The organism is Candidatus Dormiibacterota bacterium, from assembly GCA_035532835.1.
In the GTDB taxonomy this organism is placed as follows: domain Bacteria; phylum Vulcanimicrobiota; class Vulcanimicrobiia; order Vulcanimicrobiales; family Vulcanimicrobiaceae; genus DAHUXY01.
Genome location: DATKQG010000052.1, coordinates 1 through 16141 on the forward strand (window position 1 = coordinate 1; position 16141 = coordinate 16141).

Annotated in this window: 14 protein-coding genes; 1 reads left to right on the forward strand and 13 read right to left on the reverse strand. The window is 63.5% G+C overall.

The features are described 5' to 3' along the window. Positions 1 to 120: 120 nt before the first annotated feature. Positions 121 to 552 (reverse strand): hypothetical protein, encoded by a 432-nt coding sequence (locus VMW12_06515; protein HUZ49383.1) that lies wholly within the window; start codon positions 550 to 552, stop codon positions 121 to 123. Between the two features lie 45 nt (positions 553 to 597). Here VMW12_06515 and VMW12_06520 point away from each other — a divergent pair, with 45 nt between their 5' ends. Then, entirely contained in the window at positions 598 to 2115 is a 1518-nt protein-coding gene (locus VMW12_06520) for an NFACT RNA binding domain-containing protein (protein ID HUZ49384.1), read from the forward strand. A gap of 207 nt (positions 2116 to 2322) precedes the next feature. On the opposite strand, the gene VMW12_06525 is transcribed toward VMW12_06520, so the two are convergent. The 12 genes from VMW12_06525 to carB form a co-directional block, all read right to left on the reverse strand. Beyond that, entirely contained in the window at positions 2323 to 2910 is a 588-nt protein-coding gene (locus VMW12_06525) for a Fe-Mn family superoxide dismutase (GenBank protein ID HUZ49385.1), read from the reverse strand. A gap of 78 nt (positions 2911 to 2988) precedes the next feature. After that, entirely contained in the window at positions 2989 to 3987 is a 999-nt protein-coding gene (locus tag VMW12_06530) for an NAD(P)H-quinone oxidoreductase (GenBank protein ID HUZ49386.1), read from the reverse strand. A 25-nt stretch (positions 3988 to 4012) separates the two neighbouring features. Then, the gene (gene queA / locus VMW12_06535) at positions 4013 to 5077 is read right to left on the reverse strand and encodes a tRNA preQ1(34) S-adenosylmethionine ribosyltransferase-isomerase QueA (protein ID HUZ49387.1); all 1065 of its coding nucleotides are present in this window, start codon (positions 5075 to 5077) and stop codon (positions 4013 to 4015) included. Continuing rightward, a complete protein-coding gene (locus tag VMW12_06540; GenBank protein ID HUZ49388.1) occupies positions 5065 to 5412 on the reverse strand; it encodes a PilZ domain-containing protein in 348 nt (115 codons plus the stop codon). Before VMW12_06540 ends, queA begins: the two co-directional genes overlap by 13 nt. Continuing rightward, positions 5405 to 6442, reverse strand: a complete 1038-nt coding sequence (locus tag VMW12_06545; GenBank protein ID HUZ49389.1) for a SpoIID/LytB domain-containing protein — start codon at positions 6440 to 6442, stop codon at positions 5405 to 5407. Before VMW12_06545 ends, VMW12_06540 begins: the two co-directional genes overlap by 8 nt. Then, positions 6436 to 7506: a Holliday junction branch migration DNA helicase RuvB gene (gene ruvB / locus VMW12_06550; GenBank protein ID HUZ49390.1), complete on the reverse strand. Its 1071-nt coding sequence runs from the start codon at positions 7504 to 7506 to the stop codon at positions 6436 to 6438. The genes VMW12_06545 and ruvB overlap by 7 nt, the downstream gene beginning before the upstream one ends. A gap of 9 nt (positions 7507 to 7515) precedes the next feature. Beyond that, positions 7516 to 8142, reverse strand: coding sequence for a Holliday junction branch migration protein RuvA (gene ruvA / locus VMW12_06555; protein ID HUZ49391.1), 627 nt, complete (start codon positions 8140 to 8142; stop codon positions 7516 to 7518). Between the two features lie 19 nt (positions 8143 to 8161). Beyond that, positions 8162 to 8707, reverse strand: coding sequence for a crossover junction endodeoxyribonuclease RuvC (gene ruvC / locus VMW12_06560; protein ID HUZ49392.1), 546 nt, complete (start codon positions 8705 to 8707; stop codon positions 8162 to 8164). After that, positions 8708 to 10777, reverse strand: coding sequence for a Stk1 family PASTA domain-containing Ser/Thr kinase (pknB, locus tag VMW12_06565; GenBank protein HUZ49393.1), 2070 nt, complete (start codon positions 10775 to 10777; stop codon positions 8708 to 8710). Between the two features lie 4 nt (positions 10778 to 10781). Continuing rightward, positions 10782 to 12188: a penicillin-binding transpeptidase domain-containing protein gene (locus tag VMW12_06570; GenBank protein HUZ49394.1), complete on the reverse strand. Its 1407-nt coding sequence runs from the start codon at positions 12186 to 12188 to the stop codon at positions 10782 to 10784. Further along, on the reverse strand, positions 12185 to 12898 hold the full coding sequence (locus VMW12_06575; GenBank protein ID HUZ49395.1) for a hypothetical protein: 714 nt from the start codon (positions 12896 to 12898) through the stop codon (positions 12185 to 12187). The genes VMW12_06570 and VMW12_06575 overlap by 4 nt, the downstream gene beginning before the upstream one ends. Further along, entirely contained in the window at positions 12891 to 16115 is a 3225-nt protein-coding gene (gene carB / locus VMW12_06580; protein ID HUZ49396.1) for a carbamoyl-phosphate synthase large subunit, read from the reverse strand. The genes VMW12_06575 and carB overlap by 8 nt, the downstream gene beginning before the upstream one ends. Positions 16116 to 16141: the final 26 nt, after the last annotated feature.

Here is a 16141-nt window from a genome sequence, read left to right on the forward strand (position 1 = left end):
AAATATAAATATCCGCGTCACGTCCACTTCATCGAAGCGATGCCGCTGGGCCCGAGCGGCAAAGTCCTCAAACGCGAACTGCGCGACCGCTTTGCGGCGGCAAAGCGGTAGGGCCGAAGCTTACAGCGGCGCCGCGCAGAGCGTGTGTTCCATCGCCGCCGTTGCTGCCGCGGCCTCGGGCGCGCCGCTCGGCCGCGAATACGCGATCGTAATACTCCGGTTGTCGATGACGCCGAAGGCTTGCTCGATCGTGGTCGTCCCTTGCACGAACGTCGCGATGGCCGCTTGAGCCGGGCACGCGGCGATCGGATCGCTGCGCAACAGCCGCGCTCCCCGGTGCGAGAGTTCCATATCGGTTGCGACCTGCGAGGCCAGATCGCTGATGGTTCCATCGAATTTGCGCGAAACGTAGGCGTACCGCTCGCCTGTTGGGCTCGTCCACACTCCCGGCCCCGTCTTCTTCCATCCGGCAGGTCCGGCAACACCTGAGGAACAGGCACCTAATGCCAACACGGACGCCACGATGAGGATAGAGGCTGCGATGCGGATCATACAGCAGAGAGTATTTCACCAAGACGTGCGAATCATGCCGCTGGCATGGTGACGGACTGGGTTTTAATTCGGCGGCTCGCATTCGAGATCGAGCAACGCTTCCGCGGCGCGAAAGTACGAGACGTCGGGCTCCTGCCCGACAAGCGCACCGCGATCGCCCTCTGGAATCGCGGCCAGACGACGCTGCTCTGCATCGATATCTTCGGCACCCCGCCCGTGGTCACCGTAGAAGACGGAGAGCTGCCGATCGCTGCCGAGCCCGGCTTCATACGCGCCTTGGGCGTCACGCTCCGCGGCATGGCGCTCCTGGGCGCAAAAGCGCGCAAAGGCGACCGGTTGATCCGCTTGACGTTTGGAGCCAGGTCGCGCTTCGGCGTCGGCGACGAAGTCGAACTCTACATCGAGTTGGTGCCGCGCTTCGGGAACGTCATCCTCACAAAGCGCGAAACGATCGTCACCGCCGCCAAGGAGTTCTCGCTCGCGCAGAACGGCACGCGCGCGATTCAAACCGGCATGGCCTACCAACCGCCGCCAGCCAGGCCGCAGGCTTCGTTGATACCGAAGTTGATCGCGCAAGCGGGCGCAGGCCTCGCCGAACCGGATGCGCTCGCCTATTTCGAGAGCGACGCCGCGATGCGCGAACCGCTCTACACCTATCGCCGTAACGGCGTGCTGCTGCAAGCGCACGTGCTGGAACTCCCCAACCTGGAAGACGCGCAACCCGGCCCGCGCGAGGCCTCGCTGCTCTCGCTGCTGGGCGAAGCGCGCAACGCGAACGCCGGCGGCGCCGAGCGCGCGCGAACCGGCGCGCGCCGCGCCGCATTACGAAAACGCCTTGCCGATCGGGCGAAACGCACCGAAAGCGAGTTGGCGACGATCGCCGCAAAGCGCGCTAAAGCGATCGACCGCGAAACCCTGCGAACGCAGGGAGAGACGATCTACAACACGTTATACGAACTGGACGAGTCCGGGCGCGACGAAGCCAAGGAACGCGCGTTAAAACTCTTCTCCGAATACAAGAAGCTGGGAGCGTCGCTCCCGCATCTCGACGAGCGCGAGCGTTCGCTGCTGACGCAACGCGAAGCGATCGAAGCCCTGGCATGGGAAGTCGAACGCGCCGCCGACGAGGATCTCTCGGATGTCGAAGATGCCGTAGCCGGAATCGAGCCGCATCGTTCGACCACGGCGAAGGCCGCCAAGAAACGCAAACGCGCGCCGCTCGAAGTGCGCACGCCGAACGGCAGCCGAATCTTGGTGGGACGCTCGCCGACGGAGAACGCCGACCTGACGTTCCGAGTGGCACGTCCCGGCGATCTCTGGTTTCACGCTCAAGGCATACCGGGCGCTCACGTCATCGTGCAACGCGACGATCGCCGCGAGCCGAACGACGACGACGTGATGGAAGCCGCGCGGCTAGCCGCCCAGCATTCGAAGGCGAAAACCGGAACGAAGGTTCCGATCGATTACACCGAGCGCAAACACGTCAGAAAACAAAAAGACGCGCCCCCCGGCCTAGTCTGGTACACGGATTTCAAAACAATCATCGTTACTGCTGCGCAGTGATTTGATTGAATATAGATAGCCGGTGACGCGAGGGCGCCCCGGTGGTGTGGGGAACCTGCGATTTTTGTGCAATCGACAGGATGTCGAACTTCCTTTGAATGTTGCACAAAAACGTAGGAGTAGGAAGCGCGCAGGATGCGCGCTGACGAACGTTTCCCCACACCACCGGGGCGCCCTCGCGTCACCGGCGGCGGCTAACGAAGAACCTTACGCGAGGCGCTTTTCGCAGGCGGCCCAATCGGTATTAGCAAGGAACGCTTCGATGTACTTCGGACGATCCGCCGGTTTGTAGTCGCGGAAGTACGCGTGCTCCCAAATGTCCAGCACCACGATCGGTTTGAATCCCGCGGGATGCCCCATCTCGTGTTCGGTGATCCAATGGTTGGTGATTTGACCGTTGGTCGGATCCATATAGGCGATCGCCCAGCCGATGCCGCGCATCGCGCCGACGGCGGAGAAATCTTTCTTCCACGCATCGAAGCTGCCGTATGCCGCCCCGAGCGCGTCGTAGAGTTTGCCGGATTTTAGTTCGGTCGGGCTCTTGGTCATGTTATCGAAGTACAATTCGTGCAAACGCATGCCGTTGTACTCCCAACCGAGCCTCCGCACGAGTTCGGCGTACGCGGGGTCGGAGCCGACGTTTTTGCCGGCCGCGCGCAATTCGCCGATACGCTCGTTGAGCAGGTTGGTGTTTTTGACGTAGCCTTCGTAGAGGCCGAAATGGATCTGCAGCGTCTCGTCGGAGATGCCGGCAAGACCCGAAAGTTCCCATTTATGTGGTGTATAAACGTTCATGCGAGGATTCTACCCTTCTAGTTCGATGACGTATCACGGCCTCTTCGGAGGCGCGTGGTCTTCTTCTTGCGACCCGGATCAGTCCGCTTGGGATGCGTCCGGCACGAGCACGATTTTGCCGATATGGCGACTGGACTCCATGCGCTCGTGGGCTTTTGCGGCTTCGCCGAACGTATAGAGTGAGTCGATCGCCGGTACGATGGCCATGCGCGCTTCGAGCAGGGGCCAGATGCGCTCGCGAAGTGAGCGAGCGATTGCGGCTTTCTCGGCCGTCGTGCGCGCTCGCAGGCTCGAGCCCATGATCGTCCCGCGTCTGCGCATCAGCTTGCCGATGTCGATCGTTGCGCTGGCGCCGCCCGCGGTTGCGATGCAGGCGATACGCCCATCGGTGGCGAGGCATTCGATGTCGCGCGCGATGTAGTCACCGCCGACGATGTCGAGGATCGCATCGACGCCGCGCCCGTCGGTAAGGCGCGCTACTTCTGCGACGAAATCGCGTTCGCGGTAGTTGATTGCGGCGTTCGCTCCGTACTCGATGCAGGCCGCGCCCTTCGCATCGCTTCCGACGGTGACGATCGCGTTGGAGCCAAGCGCGCGTGCGAACATGATAGCGGTCGTACCGATGCCGCTCGAACCCCCGTGGACGAGCAATGTCTCGCCCGGCTGCAGGCGCGCCCGCGTGAAGACGTTGTCGAAGACCGTGAATGCGTTTTCCGGGAGGCTGGCGCCTTCGATAAACGACCAGGTGGACGGCAGCGGCAAGACTTGCCCGTACGGGACGGCGACGTATTCGGCATAGCCTCCGCCGTTGCAGAGCGCGACGACGCGATCGCCGGCCCGTAGCCCGTCGGTGGCATCGCCTAACGCGGCGATCGTTCCCGAGACCTCGAGGCCGAGGACCGGCGACGCGCCGGGCGGCGGCGGATACGAACCGGCCCGCTGGAGGGTATCGGCGCGGCAGACGCCGGCGGCCTCGACTTTGATGAGGACTTCGCCCGCGCCGGGCGTGGGTGCGGGCCCTTCGGCCACGTAGAGCACGCCGGCAGGCCCCGGATTTGCAAACGCTATGTAGTTCACGGCTTTGAAAGTACCCACATCGAGTTCAAGAGTCCCGCGTCAGGAGCATCGCATCGCCGAAAGAGAAAAATCGGTAGCGCTCTTGGACGGCGGTTCGATAAGCACGTGCGATCCGCTCGCGGCCGGCAAAGGCGCTCACCAATACCAGCAGCGTCGAGCGCGGTAAATGAAAATTGGTGATCATGGCGTCGACGGCCTGAAATTGGAAGCCGGGTGCGATGAAGATGTCGGTCTGCTGTTCTCCCGCTAGGATGCGCCCGTTGGCCCGCGCGCTTCCCTCCAGGGCGCGAACCACGGTGGTGCCCGCCGCAACGACCCTGCGGCCTTCGCGGCGCGCTTGCGCTATGGCGTCGACGGCTGCCGGCGGGATATGAAATCGCTCGGCATGCATCACGTGTTCGTCGATACGCTCGCTCTGCATGGGCCGAAAGGTTCCGATCCCGACATCCAGCGTGAGCCGGGCGATCTCGACGCCGGCGGTATCGAGCGCCTGCAGCACCTCGGGCGTGAAGTGCAGCGAAGCGGTTGGGGCGGCGACGCTGCCCGGGGTGCGCGCGAAGACGGTTTGGTAGCGGGCTTGGGCTTCGTCGCTATCGTTCTTGATGTACGGCGGCAGCGGAAGCCGGCCCGCCTGAGCTAGAAATGCTTCGAACGGCCGATCGAGATCGAAGGCGACCTCGCGCATCCCCCCGTCGAATTCGCGCTCCACGCGGGCGCTGCCGAAACCCTCGAACGCGATGCGTTCGCCCACGCGTAGCCGGCGCGCCGGGCGCGCGAGCGCGACCCAGCGCGTTGCGGCGGCATCGTAGCGCATGGACTCCGCGGGGTGCAAGAGCAGCAATTCCACGCGCCCGCCCGCCCCCTCGGGGACGACGCGCGTGCCGAAGATGCGCGCGGCGATCACGCGCGTTTCGTTTAGAACCAACAGATCGCCGCGGCGCAACAGCTGCGGTAAATCGTGAAAGATGCGATGTTCGACGCGCGCTGCGCCGACGACCATCAGGCGACTCGCATCGCGTCGTTCCGCGGGGTGCTGGGCTATGAGGTCGGCGGGAAGTTCGAAATCGTAGGCGCTGGCTAGCTGGTCGATAGACGTTGGTGCTCCAGCTCGAGGAAATTCGTCAGACGTTTCCTGTCGTCGTCGGTGGCGTCGACGATCAGGATGCCGACTTGAAAGGTGTCGTCGTTGAAGCCCTTGATCCATCGGACTTGGCCGCGAAGCCGCAAGAATGGGCTACGTTTCATCGTGAGCGTATATTTGGTTCCAACCGGCAGATACTGATCGACGATCACGCGCATCCCGGTCGGCGAAATATCGGCAACCGCGCCGCGAAAGAGCATGGCCGAGAGCGGATCTTCAACGACGACGTCGATGAACTTGCGTAGCCGTAAGGCGTAGCGCTTATCGTTTTCGTCGTCAGTCATGTCCGATAGTGGTTCCTGGAAAATAGAACGCGAGAATATCGGACGCACGATGCCCGGCCAGCGCCATGCCGAGCGCTCCCCATTGACACAGGCCGACCCCGTGCCCGAGGCCTCCGCCGGCAATGGCCAGCGTTCCCGGCTCTTGGGCAGGTGAGGCGGGGGAATCGTTCATCAAGCCCATCTTCGTGATCAACAGGCTCGGTACCGTGCGCGCGCCGACGGAAAGCCGAAAGCGACTGGCCATGACGAACTCCGAGGCGCCGCCGGCATCCAGTTCGACGGTCTTGGCGCGGCCGCTCGGATCGATCGCGCCGAGGCGCACGTCGGTCAACGCGCCGATGGGTGCGAGTTGCGCGGTAAAAGCGCTCGCCACCGTCGCTAAAGGAAGGGTGCGCTGCCAGCGATAGTACGGCGAAGCCGTGCAATACGGGCACGGAACGCCCATCAGATAGGCGAATGAGGGCCCGTTCCAAGCGTCGGACGATGCCTCGGTGTGGCCGCCGCAGCACGACGAGTAGAGCGCGTAGGCGAACGCGTCGGCGTATCGCAGGACCGACCCGGCGGTGGCGTCGACCGCCGCGCGCGCCGCGGGTGATTCCGAAGCGTATCCGCCGTAAACCTGATCGAGTTCCGAGGGAACGACGTCGTACGCGCGGCGCGGATTGCTCCGCTGCAACACGTAGGTACGCGAGCAGATCGCTTGCGCTTGCATCGCCGCGCTCGGCCACGCCGGCGACATTTCGCGCGGGACGACGCTGTAGAGATAGGCCTCGAGATCGACCAGATTGACGATCGAACCATCCGGAGTCTGCGTAAACGTTCCGCGGTAGGGGCGTCCGTTGAATGCGAAGCGATCGGGGCCTTGCACGACGGCCGTGCCGCGCCCGAGCAAGACGCGTAACGCTTGCCGCGTGGTTGTGGTAGCGGGGTCGAATTCGTCGGCCGCTCCCGCACGCGCGCGACCGCGCGTTGCGAACCCGAGCATCCCCGCACCTGCGGCGGCAAGGAAACGCGAGCGCGGAATCACCACAAGCGCCCTTGCTCGGGAGCGTCCGAATGCGTGCCGAGGTGACGGTATGCAACCGGTGTCGCTTTACGCCCGCTGGCGGTGCGCACGACGAATCCATGCTTGAGCAGGTAGGGTTCGACGACGTCCTCGAGCGTTTCGGCATCCTCGGTGAGTGTCGCCGCGATCGCTCCCATGCCGACCGGGCCGCCGCCGTATTGTTCCACGATGGTACGCAAGAACGCCCGATCCAGGCGGTCCAGGCCCAGATCGTCCACGCCTTCGCGGCGCAGGGCCTCGTCGGCAACGCTCGCATCGATGCGTCCCTCGGCCCGCACTTCGGCGAAGTCGCGAACGCGTCGCAGCAGGCGATTGGCAATGCGCGGCGTCCCGCGGCTTCGCGCGGCGATGGTGTGTGCGCCGGCGGCATCGATCGGCACGTTGAGCACCGAGGCCGAGCGCGTGACGATCCGCTCCAATTCTTCCACTGCGTAGTAATCGAGATGGTGCACGATGCCGAAGCGCTCGCGTAACGGCGCGGTTAACATCCCCGCGCGCGTGGTTGCTCCGACGAGCGTGAATTGTTTGAGCGGTAATTTGAGCGTCTTGGCGTAAGCGCCGCGATCGACGACGAAATCGATCTGATAATCCTCCATCGCGGGATAGAGAAATTCTTCCACGACGCGTCCCAGGCGATGAATCTCGTCGATGAACAGCACGTCGCCATCTTCGAGCGAGGTGAGGATGCCGACGAGGTCCTTCGGTTTCTCGAGCGTAGGCCCGCTGGTGGGGCGAAAATTCGCGCCCATCTCCCTGGCAATCAAACCGGCCAGCGTCGTCTTGCCTAAGCCCGGCGGCCCAAAGAATAAGATGTGATCGAGCGGTTCTCCACGCTTGGATGCAGCGGCGATCGCAATTCGCAGATTCTCTACGACCCGCTCCTGCCCGACGTAGTCGGCAAACGACCGCGGCCGAAGGGATGCGCCGTAGACTTCATCCTCGAGCGTGTCGGTCGGATCGACGATTCGTTCGGGTCCCTGCGCGTCGTCCGGACCGATCAGACGCTTGCGGGCCGTATCCTCATGCATCGCGTGCCGTCATTCGCTCTTGCGCTGGGCTTTCTGGCGATAGATCTCGGCGAGGAGCGTCTCGGAGTCGCGGATCGCCGGCGCGCTCTCCAACGTTTCTCGAATCATCGATTCGGCTTCGCCACGCTTGTACTCGAGTTGGAGCAGCACCGCGAGCGCCTCGTCGGCGAAACCGGGTATCGTTGCGGTCGGGGCGCTGGGCGCATCTTGGATCAGCAGAAATTTCGCGACCTTGCCCTGCAATTTCGCGACGATGTCGCGCGCCTTCTGCTGCCCGATGCCCGGGAGCGTTTTGAGGGCCGCGTGATCGCCTCGGTCGATGGCGCTCGCAATCGACGACATCGGCTGCGAAAAGGCGCGCGCGGCGGAGCGGGGGCCGATCGAGGCCACGCTCAACAACGCTTCGAAAAACTCGCGCTCGATCGCATTGGTGAATCCGTAGTAGGTGAAGCGGCCGCTGTTTCCATCCATATTCAGGACGGAGAAGATTTCAAGCGCGACGCGCTCTCCCGGAGCTTGGGCGACCTTTTCGGCGACGCATGGCGGGAGGACGATTTCGTAACCCAGCCCATGTACGTCCAGAACGACGGTTTCGTGGGCTCGCTCGACCAGCGATCCGCTAATGCGAGAGAACATCCTTGCGGCCTTCGACGGATCAGCCGATAAATCCGCGTCTGCGGCGTGGCACGGGCGGGATGCGCAATACGGCCGGCAACTCGCTGCTGTTGAGATATGCGAGCGCGATCGCCAGGGCGTCGGAGACGTCGTTCGGCTTCGGCGCGACGCGCAACCGCAGCAAACGCGTGACCATCGCGTTGACTTGCTCTTTACGCGCGCTGCCGGAGCCGATCAGCGCGCGCTTGACGTAGGAGTGACCCAACGTGAACACCGGCAGGCGCGCTTGCGCACCTGCCAGGCACATGACGCCTCGCGCGTGCCCCATCAGGATCGCGGTGGTGGGGTTCTTGTAGGTGCTGTAGAGCTCTTCGATTACGATCACGTCGGGTCGCGTTTGCGCGATGATGTCGGCGATACCGGCGTGCAGCTCCCGCAGGCGCTCTTCCAACGGACGATCGACGTTCGGAGCGACGATACCGGCCTCGATGAGTGCGATTCGCTCGCCGACGCGCTCGATCGCGCCGTAGCCGGTGACGCGCAAGGCCGGATCGATCCCGAGGACCCGCAGCGGCTTGGTAGGCACCTACGGCCCGTTGACGATCAGCGTCACGGACGATCCCGGTGCCAAGTTCGTGCCGACCTCGGGCTCGGTACGCACGACGTGCCCGTTGGCCCCCTCGATCGACGTATAGGTCATGGTCCCGATGCTGTATCCGGCCGCGGCCAACGCGTCGTGCGCTTGATCGATGGTCATCCCTTCGGTATCCGGGACTTCACCCGGAACCGATAGCGTGACGCTCACGGTCGAGCCTTGCATCGCCTGGCTTTGAGGATCGGGCGATTGTGCGACGATCGTTCCGTTCGCAGCGCTCTGTATGGTGAATTGCACGGCGACGCGAAAACCGTCGCCGGTTAACGTACGGATGGCGAGTTTGTACGGCGATCCCTGGACGCTCGGGACGGCTACTTGCGCCGTCTGCGTCGTGTTCGGGTCTCCGGTGCTGACGAGAGCGTGCACGACCGCCGTTCGATCGACCCGTTGACCGGCGGCGATATCCTGGGACGCAACGGTGTCGGGTGCCACGCCCGCGACCGGCGCGCGTTGCGATAGATCGATCGTGATGCCGAGCTTCTGAGCCAATGCCTGTGCGTCGTCAACGTTCATACCCACGAAACTAGGCATCGCAACCGGCTTGGGGCCGTTCGATACGACCAGCGTGATGACCGACGATCGGCGAACCTGCGATCCGGGCGCGGGATGCTGATCGATCACGCTGTCCTTGGGCGCGTTGTCGAACCTTCGAAGGACTTTGACCTTGAATCGATCGTCCTGCAAGATGCGTTGCGCGTCGCTAGCCGAGAAACTCCGCACGTCGCGCAAGCCGACCAATGGCAACCCGTTGCTGATAACCAGCTCGACGACGCTGTTTTTGTCAACTTTGGTACCGGGCGCGGGGTTTTGGCGAATGACGTGATTGGCGGGCACGCTATCGCTCGGACTCTTCAAAAAACGTGCGACGAGGCCGAGATTGACGACGGCTTGTTGGGCCTGCACGTCGCTCATCGCGCTGTAATCCGCTACCGTGACGTTCGCCGCGAGATTCGGTAACGGACGCCCGAAGAGAAAGTAGCCGGCAGCGGTGGCTACGGCGAGGGCGACGATCAGCCATAGCGCGAATCCGGAACCGCGATTCGAGCGGCGCTCTTCTTCTTCGCTAATCGACGTGTACATGCGATCCGGCATCGGCGAGCGTCGGGGCGGCGGCTTTTGCGTTTCGAAGAGTTGCGTCGGAGCATCGTTTTGCAGCGTGTAAGCGGCGACGCTCGGGCGCTCGCGAGCCTCTCGTAGAGCCGACGCGACGTCGCTCGCCGACTGGAAGCGATTCTCCGGCCGTTTCTGCAGCAGCTTGTTCACGATTGCGGCGAGCGCCGGACTAATGCCCAGCGCTTTCGTATCCAGGGTCGGTACCGGGTCGCCGATGTGTTTGAGCGCGACGGTGACGGGCGATTCTCCGGTGAAGGGCAGCTTGCCCGTGAGCATTTGGTAGAGCACGACGCCCACGCTGTAGAGGTCGGAGGTCTCGTGGAGCTCGTGTCCCTGTGCCTGCTCGGGAGAGATGTAAAAGACGCTGCCCATCACCAAGCCCGGCTTGGTCAGCGTCATCGTATGTTGCGAGACCGCGCGTGCGATGCCGAAATCGGAGAGCTTGCACACGTCGTCTTTCGTCACTAAGATATTCGCGGGCTTGACGTCGCGGTGGAGCAAGCCTTGACGGTGGGCGTACGCGAGGCCGTTGCAAATCTGCGCCGCGTAATCGATCGCTACCGGCTCGGGTAGTTTTCCGTCTGAGGTGATGATCTCCGCGAGCGTCGATCCGTCGACGAGTTCCATGACGATGTAGTACGTGTCGCCTTCGCGGCCGACGTCGTACGTGTTGACGATATTCGGATGCGAGAGCTTCGCGGCGGATTCGGCCTCCTGATAGAAGCGCCGTACGAATTCGGCGTCGGAGGCGTATTGAGGACGCAGCACCTTCACGGCGACGCGCCGGCGCAGCAGCGTATCGGTCCCACAATAGACCGTCGCCATGCCGCCTTCGCCCAGTCTCCCGTCGAGCCGGTAGCGATTGTTGAAGGTCTGTTGCTCGATCAACGTTCTATGTCTTCATGCTTCCAAGAGCGGTACGCAGGACTTCACGGGCGATCGGCGCGGCCACCGCCGCCCCGTACCCGCCGTTTTCAACGACGATGGCCACCGCCACACGCGGATGGTCGGCCGGAGCGAAGCAGACGAACCACGAGTGCGCGCGGCCGAACGGGTTGGTGGCAGTACCGGTCTTGCCGGCCACCGTGACACCCGGCAGCGCCGCGCTGGTACCGGTTCCCCGTTGCACCACGGCAATCATCATCTTCTTCACTTCGGCGGCGGTATCCGCCGATATCGGCGAAGCAAGCGTACCGGTGCTATAGACGCTCGCGACGGTCCCATTGCGAACGATTTGACGCACGATATACGGACGCGGCTCGTTGCCGCCGTTGGCAATCGTCGAGGCGATGAGCGCCATCTGCAACGGCGTCATCAGGAGCGCGCCCTGGCCGAACCCCATCTGGGCGAGTTCGCCGGGCACGACCGAGTCCTTGGGGGGCACGCGATCGCGCTGAGCCGGCAGTTGAAAGTCCAGCGAATCGCCGATGCCCCATTTGGAGAGGTATTCGTAAAACGTATCGAGGCCCATCTTCAACGTGATCTGCGCGAAATCGACGTTGCTCGATAGCGCAAAGGCCGTGGTGACGTCGGCGTACCCGGTCGCTTCGCTTTCGTCGTTATGCAGCTTGAAGTTCCCGATGTACAGGTAACCAGGGTCTTCGAAACGCGTCTGCGGCGTAACGGTTCCGGAATCGAGTGCCGCACCCGCCGTGAACATCTTGAACGTCGAGCCGGGCGGGTAGAGGCCGTCGATCGCCCGATCGAGCAGCGGGCTGCTCGTGTCGGTAGTCAATTGCGGAAAAATCGCATTGAGGTGGTTGGGATCGAACGTCGGCATGCTGGCGATCGCGAGCACGGCGCCCGTGCGCGGATCGAGAACCACGCCGGCATCGCGCGCATGTTGCGACAGCAAATCGTACAGCTTGCGCTGGATGGCGGGAACGATCGTCGTCACCACATCCGCTCCGCCGGTTCTGGCCGGTTTGCCTCGAACGGCGTCCAGGATCTCCTGGAATTGAGCGACCGGATCGCCGGTGCTGCCGGTCGGCGAAAGCGCGCGATCGTACGCGTCCTCGAGGCCGCTCGTGCCGTATCGCGCCGAAACGTAGCCGAGCGTTTGTGCGAGGGCGGGCCCGAGCGCGTAGACACGCTTGTTGCCGACGGTCTGGGCCAGCACCGTACCATCCGTTGCGAGGATGCGCCCGCGCCCGGCGTCGAGCAGCGCGTGACGCGGGTTGTACGGTTTTGCGGCGATCGACGGCCCTTCGATTAGTTGCACGTAGAACTGCCGCACGGCCAACGCGAGGAAGAGCAGCACGAAGAGGAACGACAAACGCGCGATCGCGCGATTGGTCATGCGCTCTCGCGCAGCACGGTGAACCCGCCCTCGGTGCGAACCGCCATGTGCGAATGGGTCGCGTCGGCGCCGAGAACCACCTCGACGATGCGACGGGCGACGTCTTCATCGATGGCGTTCGTAAGGACGACCACTTCGATATTCATTTCCGCGAGGATCGGGCCGGCGACGTAGGCGCAGGTTGGGAGCGTTTCAAAATGGTGTGGTTCGTATGGCCCGTTGCGCCAAGGCCCGCGCTTACCGAACACGGTGGAGTGGAAATCCCACGCGCAGAGTTGTTTCTCTTTCCACACAAAATCGTCGCGCACGCATAACCGCCGGCACGCCGCACACTGCACGACGGCGACCGGCGGATGGGTCAGGCCCTCGGAGACTTCATCCGGGACGTCCTCGATATTGAGCACGTTGCGATCGGTCAGCGACTCCGGCAATTCGCTATGCCATTCGACGCGCGTCAAGAGTTCGATATCGCGCACCGGCGCGATGAACGAGCGCTCGTCTTCGGGAAAGAACGTGCGATCGACCCAGTCGATCAGGCCGTCTTTGGCGATGCCGACGTTTTGCCATCCTTCGCCGACGGCGACGCCGACGGGCGTCCACGCAAGCGGGACCAATCGTGCGGTGATCGTGCTCCCGTCCGGGCGAAAGCTGTTGACGAACGCGAGCGTGCTGGCGTTCCCTCCAAGCACGTACACTTGTGATTCATCCATGCAACTCTCCCGTCGATAGCGCTCCGTTACGATACTCTTGCAGGCTCCGCGGCGCGCCCGGCACGGTTTCGAGCGCGGTGACCAAGGCTTTCGCGGTGTCGAGCGACGTCAGGCAGGCGATCCCCGCTTCGACCGCGGCTCGCCGAATGCGGTAATTATCGGTGAGCTCTCGTTGACCGAGCGCGTCATTGATCACCAGATCGACCTTGCGCTGATGGATCAGTTCGAGAACGTGCGGCGAACCGTCCGCGATCTTGTTGATCGCCTCGCTCGCGATGCCGGCCGCTTCGAGCACGTCGCGGGTACCGGCCGTCGCAACGAGCGTATGCCCGAGGTCCGCGTATCGGCGAAGCACGGGAACCGCCGCATGTTTTTCTTCGTCGGCGATCGATACCAAGATGCGCCCACCCGTGCCCGGGAGCCGGATCCCGGCGCCGATAAAACCTTTGCGCAAGGCGCCGGCAAAGCTGTCGTCGATGCCCAGCACCTCGCCGGTCGATTTCATCTCGGGCCCCAAAACCGTTTCGACGCCGCGCATCTTCGAGAACGAGAACACCGGGACTTTCACGACGACGTACGGCGTGCGTGGGCGTAGCCCGATCCCGTACGGCATATCGCGCAGCTTCTCTCCTAGCGCGATCCGGGTTGCCGCCGCGACCAGGTTGACGCCGGTAGCTTTTTGGATGATCGGCACCGTGCGGCTCGCGCGTGGATTGGCTTCGATGATGTAGAGCTGCCCTTCGTGAATGACGAACTGAATGTTGATCAGCCCGCGAATGCGCAGCTCCTTGGCGATTGCGGTGGTGACGCCGAGGATCCGTTGCTCCATCGCCGCATCGATCGTTTGGGTCGGATAGACGCTGATCGAGTCTCCCGAATGGATGCCCGCGCGCTCGAGATGCTCGAAGATGCCGGGAATCAGGATGTCCTCGCCGTCGAAGACCGCATCGACTTCCACTTCCAAACCGCGCAGATATTTGTCGACGAGCAGCGGCGCGTCGGGAAGAATCGGCGGGGCGGACTCGGCATACGACGCGAGTTGCCCTTCGTTATAGACGATCTCCATGCCGCGGCCGCCGAGTACGAACGACGGTCGCACCAAGACCGGGAACCCGAGTTCGCGCGCGTGCGCACGCGCCTCGCGGAAGCTGCGCGCGGCCTTGCCTTCCGGCCGCGCGACGCCCAGGCGTTGCAGCGCGGCGTCGAATTGTTCTCGGTCCTCGGCCATATCGAGGCTGGCGCGATCGCTGCCGATGATGCGCACGCCGCGACGGCTCAGTTCCCCGGCGAGATTGATCGCCGTCTGTCCGCCGAAGGCGAGCATCACGCCGAGCGCGTTCGTCGCGCGATATGCATCTTCGACTTCATCGGCGCCGGGCGGCTCGAAGACGAGCGCGTCGCTGACGTCGAAATCGGTCGAAACGGTCTCGGGGTTGTTGTTGACGACGACCGGTGAGAAACCGGCATCCTTGAGCGCCCAGGCCGCGTGGACGCAACTGTAATCGAATTCGATGCCTTGCCCGATGCGAATCGGCCCGCTGCCGACGACGACGACCGCGCGATCCGGCGTTGGGCGCATCTCGTCGGTCTCGCCGCGCGAGAGATAATAGTAGGGCGAGCGCGCGGGAAACTCTGCGGCCGCCGTGTCGACCATCCGAAAGGCGCCGTCCGTACGGCGAGCGGCAACGGCGTTGCCGTCGCGACAGAGCTGCTCGATGGCCTGAGCCGAATATCCGCATACGAACGCCTCGTCGATGTCCGCATCGCTCGAGCCGGCGCGCAATCGCTCTTCGAGCGCGACGAGCGCGGCGAACTCATAGAGCCAAAATGCATCGATGTCGCACAGGTCGTGAACGTGCGCGATGCAGGCCGCGAGCGTCTCATCCGAATCGCCGCCCTGCAACGCGCGGCGGAGTAGCTCGCAGACGGCGAACAGCCGGTCGTGCGTCGGTTTGACGACGATCGCCTCGAGCTCCGATGCGCTCCACGCCTCGAATCCCGCGCCGGTGAGCGTATCGCGTTTGAGATCCAAGCCGCGCAGCGCCTTGAGCATCGCGGCGCGAAACGTCCGCCCGATTCCCATCGCTTCGCCCGTCGATTTCATCTGCGTTCCGAGATGCGTATCCGCCAGCGGGAATTTGTCGAACGGCCAGCGTGGAATCTTGACCACCACGTAATCGAGCGTCGGCTCGTAGGCCGCCGTCGTAACGCCCGTTACCGGGTTCGGGATCGTGTCCAGCGTTTGCCCGAGCGCGATCCGGGTGGAGATCTTGGCGATCGGATACCCGGTTGCTTTCGATGCTAGTGCGGAACTGCGGGAGACGCGCGGATTGACTTCGATGATCGCGTACTCGCTACGATCGGGATGCAACGCGAATTGAATGTTGCAGCCGCCCTGCACGTTGAGCGCGCGGATGACGTTCAAGCTCGAAGTCCGCAGCATTTGGTACTCGACGTCGGAGAGCGTCTGCGACGGCGCGACCACGATCGAGTCGCCGGTATGCACGCCGACCGGATCGATGTTCTCCATATTGCAGACGATGATGCAATTGTTTGCCGAGTCGCGCAGCACTTCGTACTCGATCTCTTTCCAGCCCAGGAGCGAGACTTCGAGTAATACTTGGTGGATGAGGCTCGCGTTGAGCCCTGCATCGAGACGTTCGCGGAGCTCTTCTTCCGAATAGACGACCCCGCCGCCGGTTCCACCCAGCGTGTACGCGGGACGAACCACGAGCGGGTAGCCGATCTCCTGCGCGAACGCGAGCCCTTCGTCGATGGTCGTCACGATCGCGCTTTGCGCTACGGGCTCTCCGATTTCGATCATCTTCTCTTTGAAGCGCTCGCGGTCTTCGGCGAGTTCGATCGTGTCGAGGGGCGTGCCGAGTAATTCGACGTTATACCGCTCGAGAACGCCGGCCCGGGCGAGTTCGACGGCTAAATTCAAACCGGTCTGGCCGCCGAGGGTGGGAAGCAGTGCATCCGGCCGCTCGCGCTCGATGATCTGTTCGACGGATCGAACCGTCAGCGGCTCGAGGTAGACCGCGTCGGCCACCTCGGGATCGGTCATGATCGTGGCCGGATTGCTGTTGACGAGAACGACGCGGTGGCCTTCTTCGCGGAGGGCCCGGCACGCTTGCACGCCCGCATAATCGAATTCGGCGGCCTGACCGATAACGATCGGCCCAGACCCGATGACCATAATGTTGCGGCGCGCCATGCTGGGGCCTACGGATTGGCCCGAAC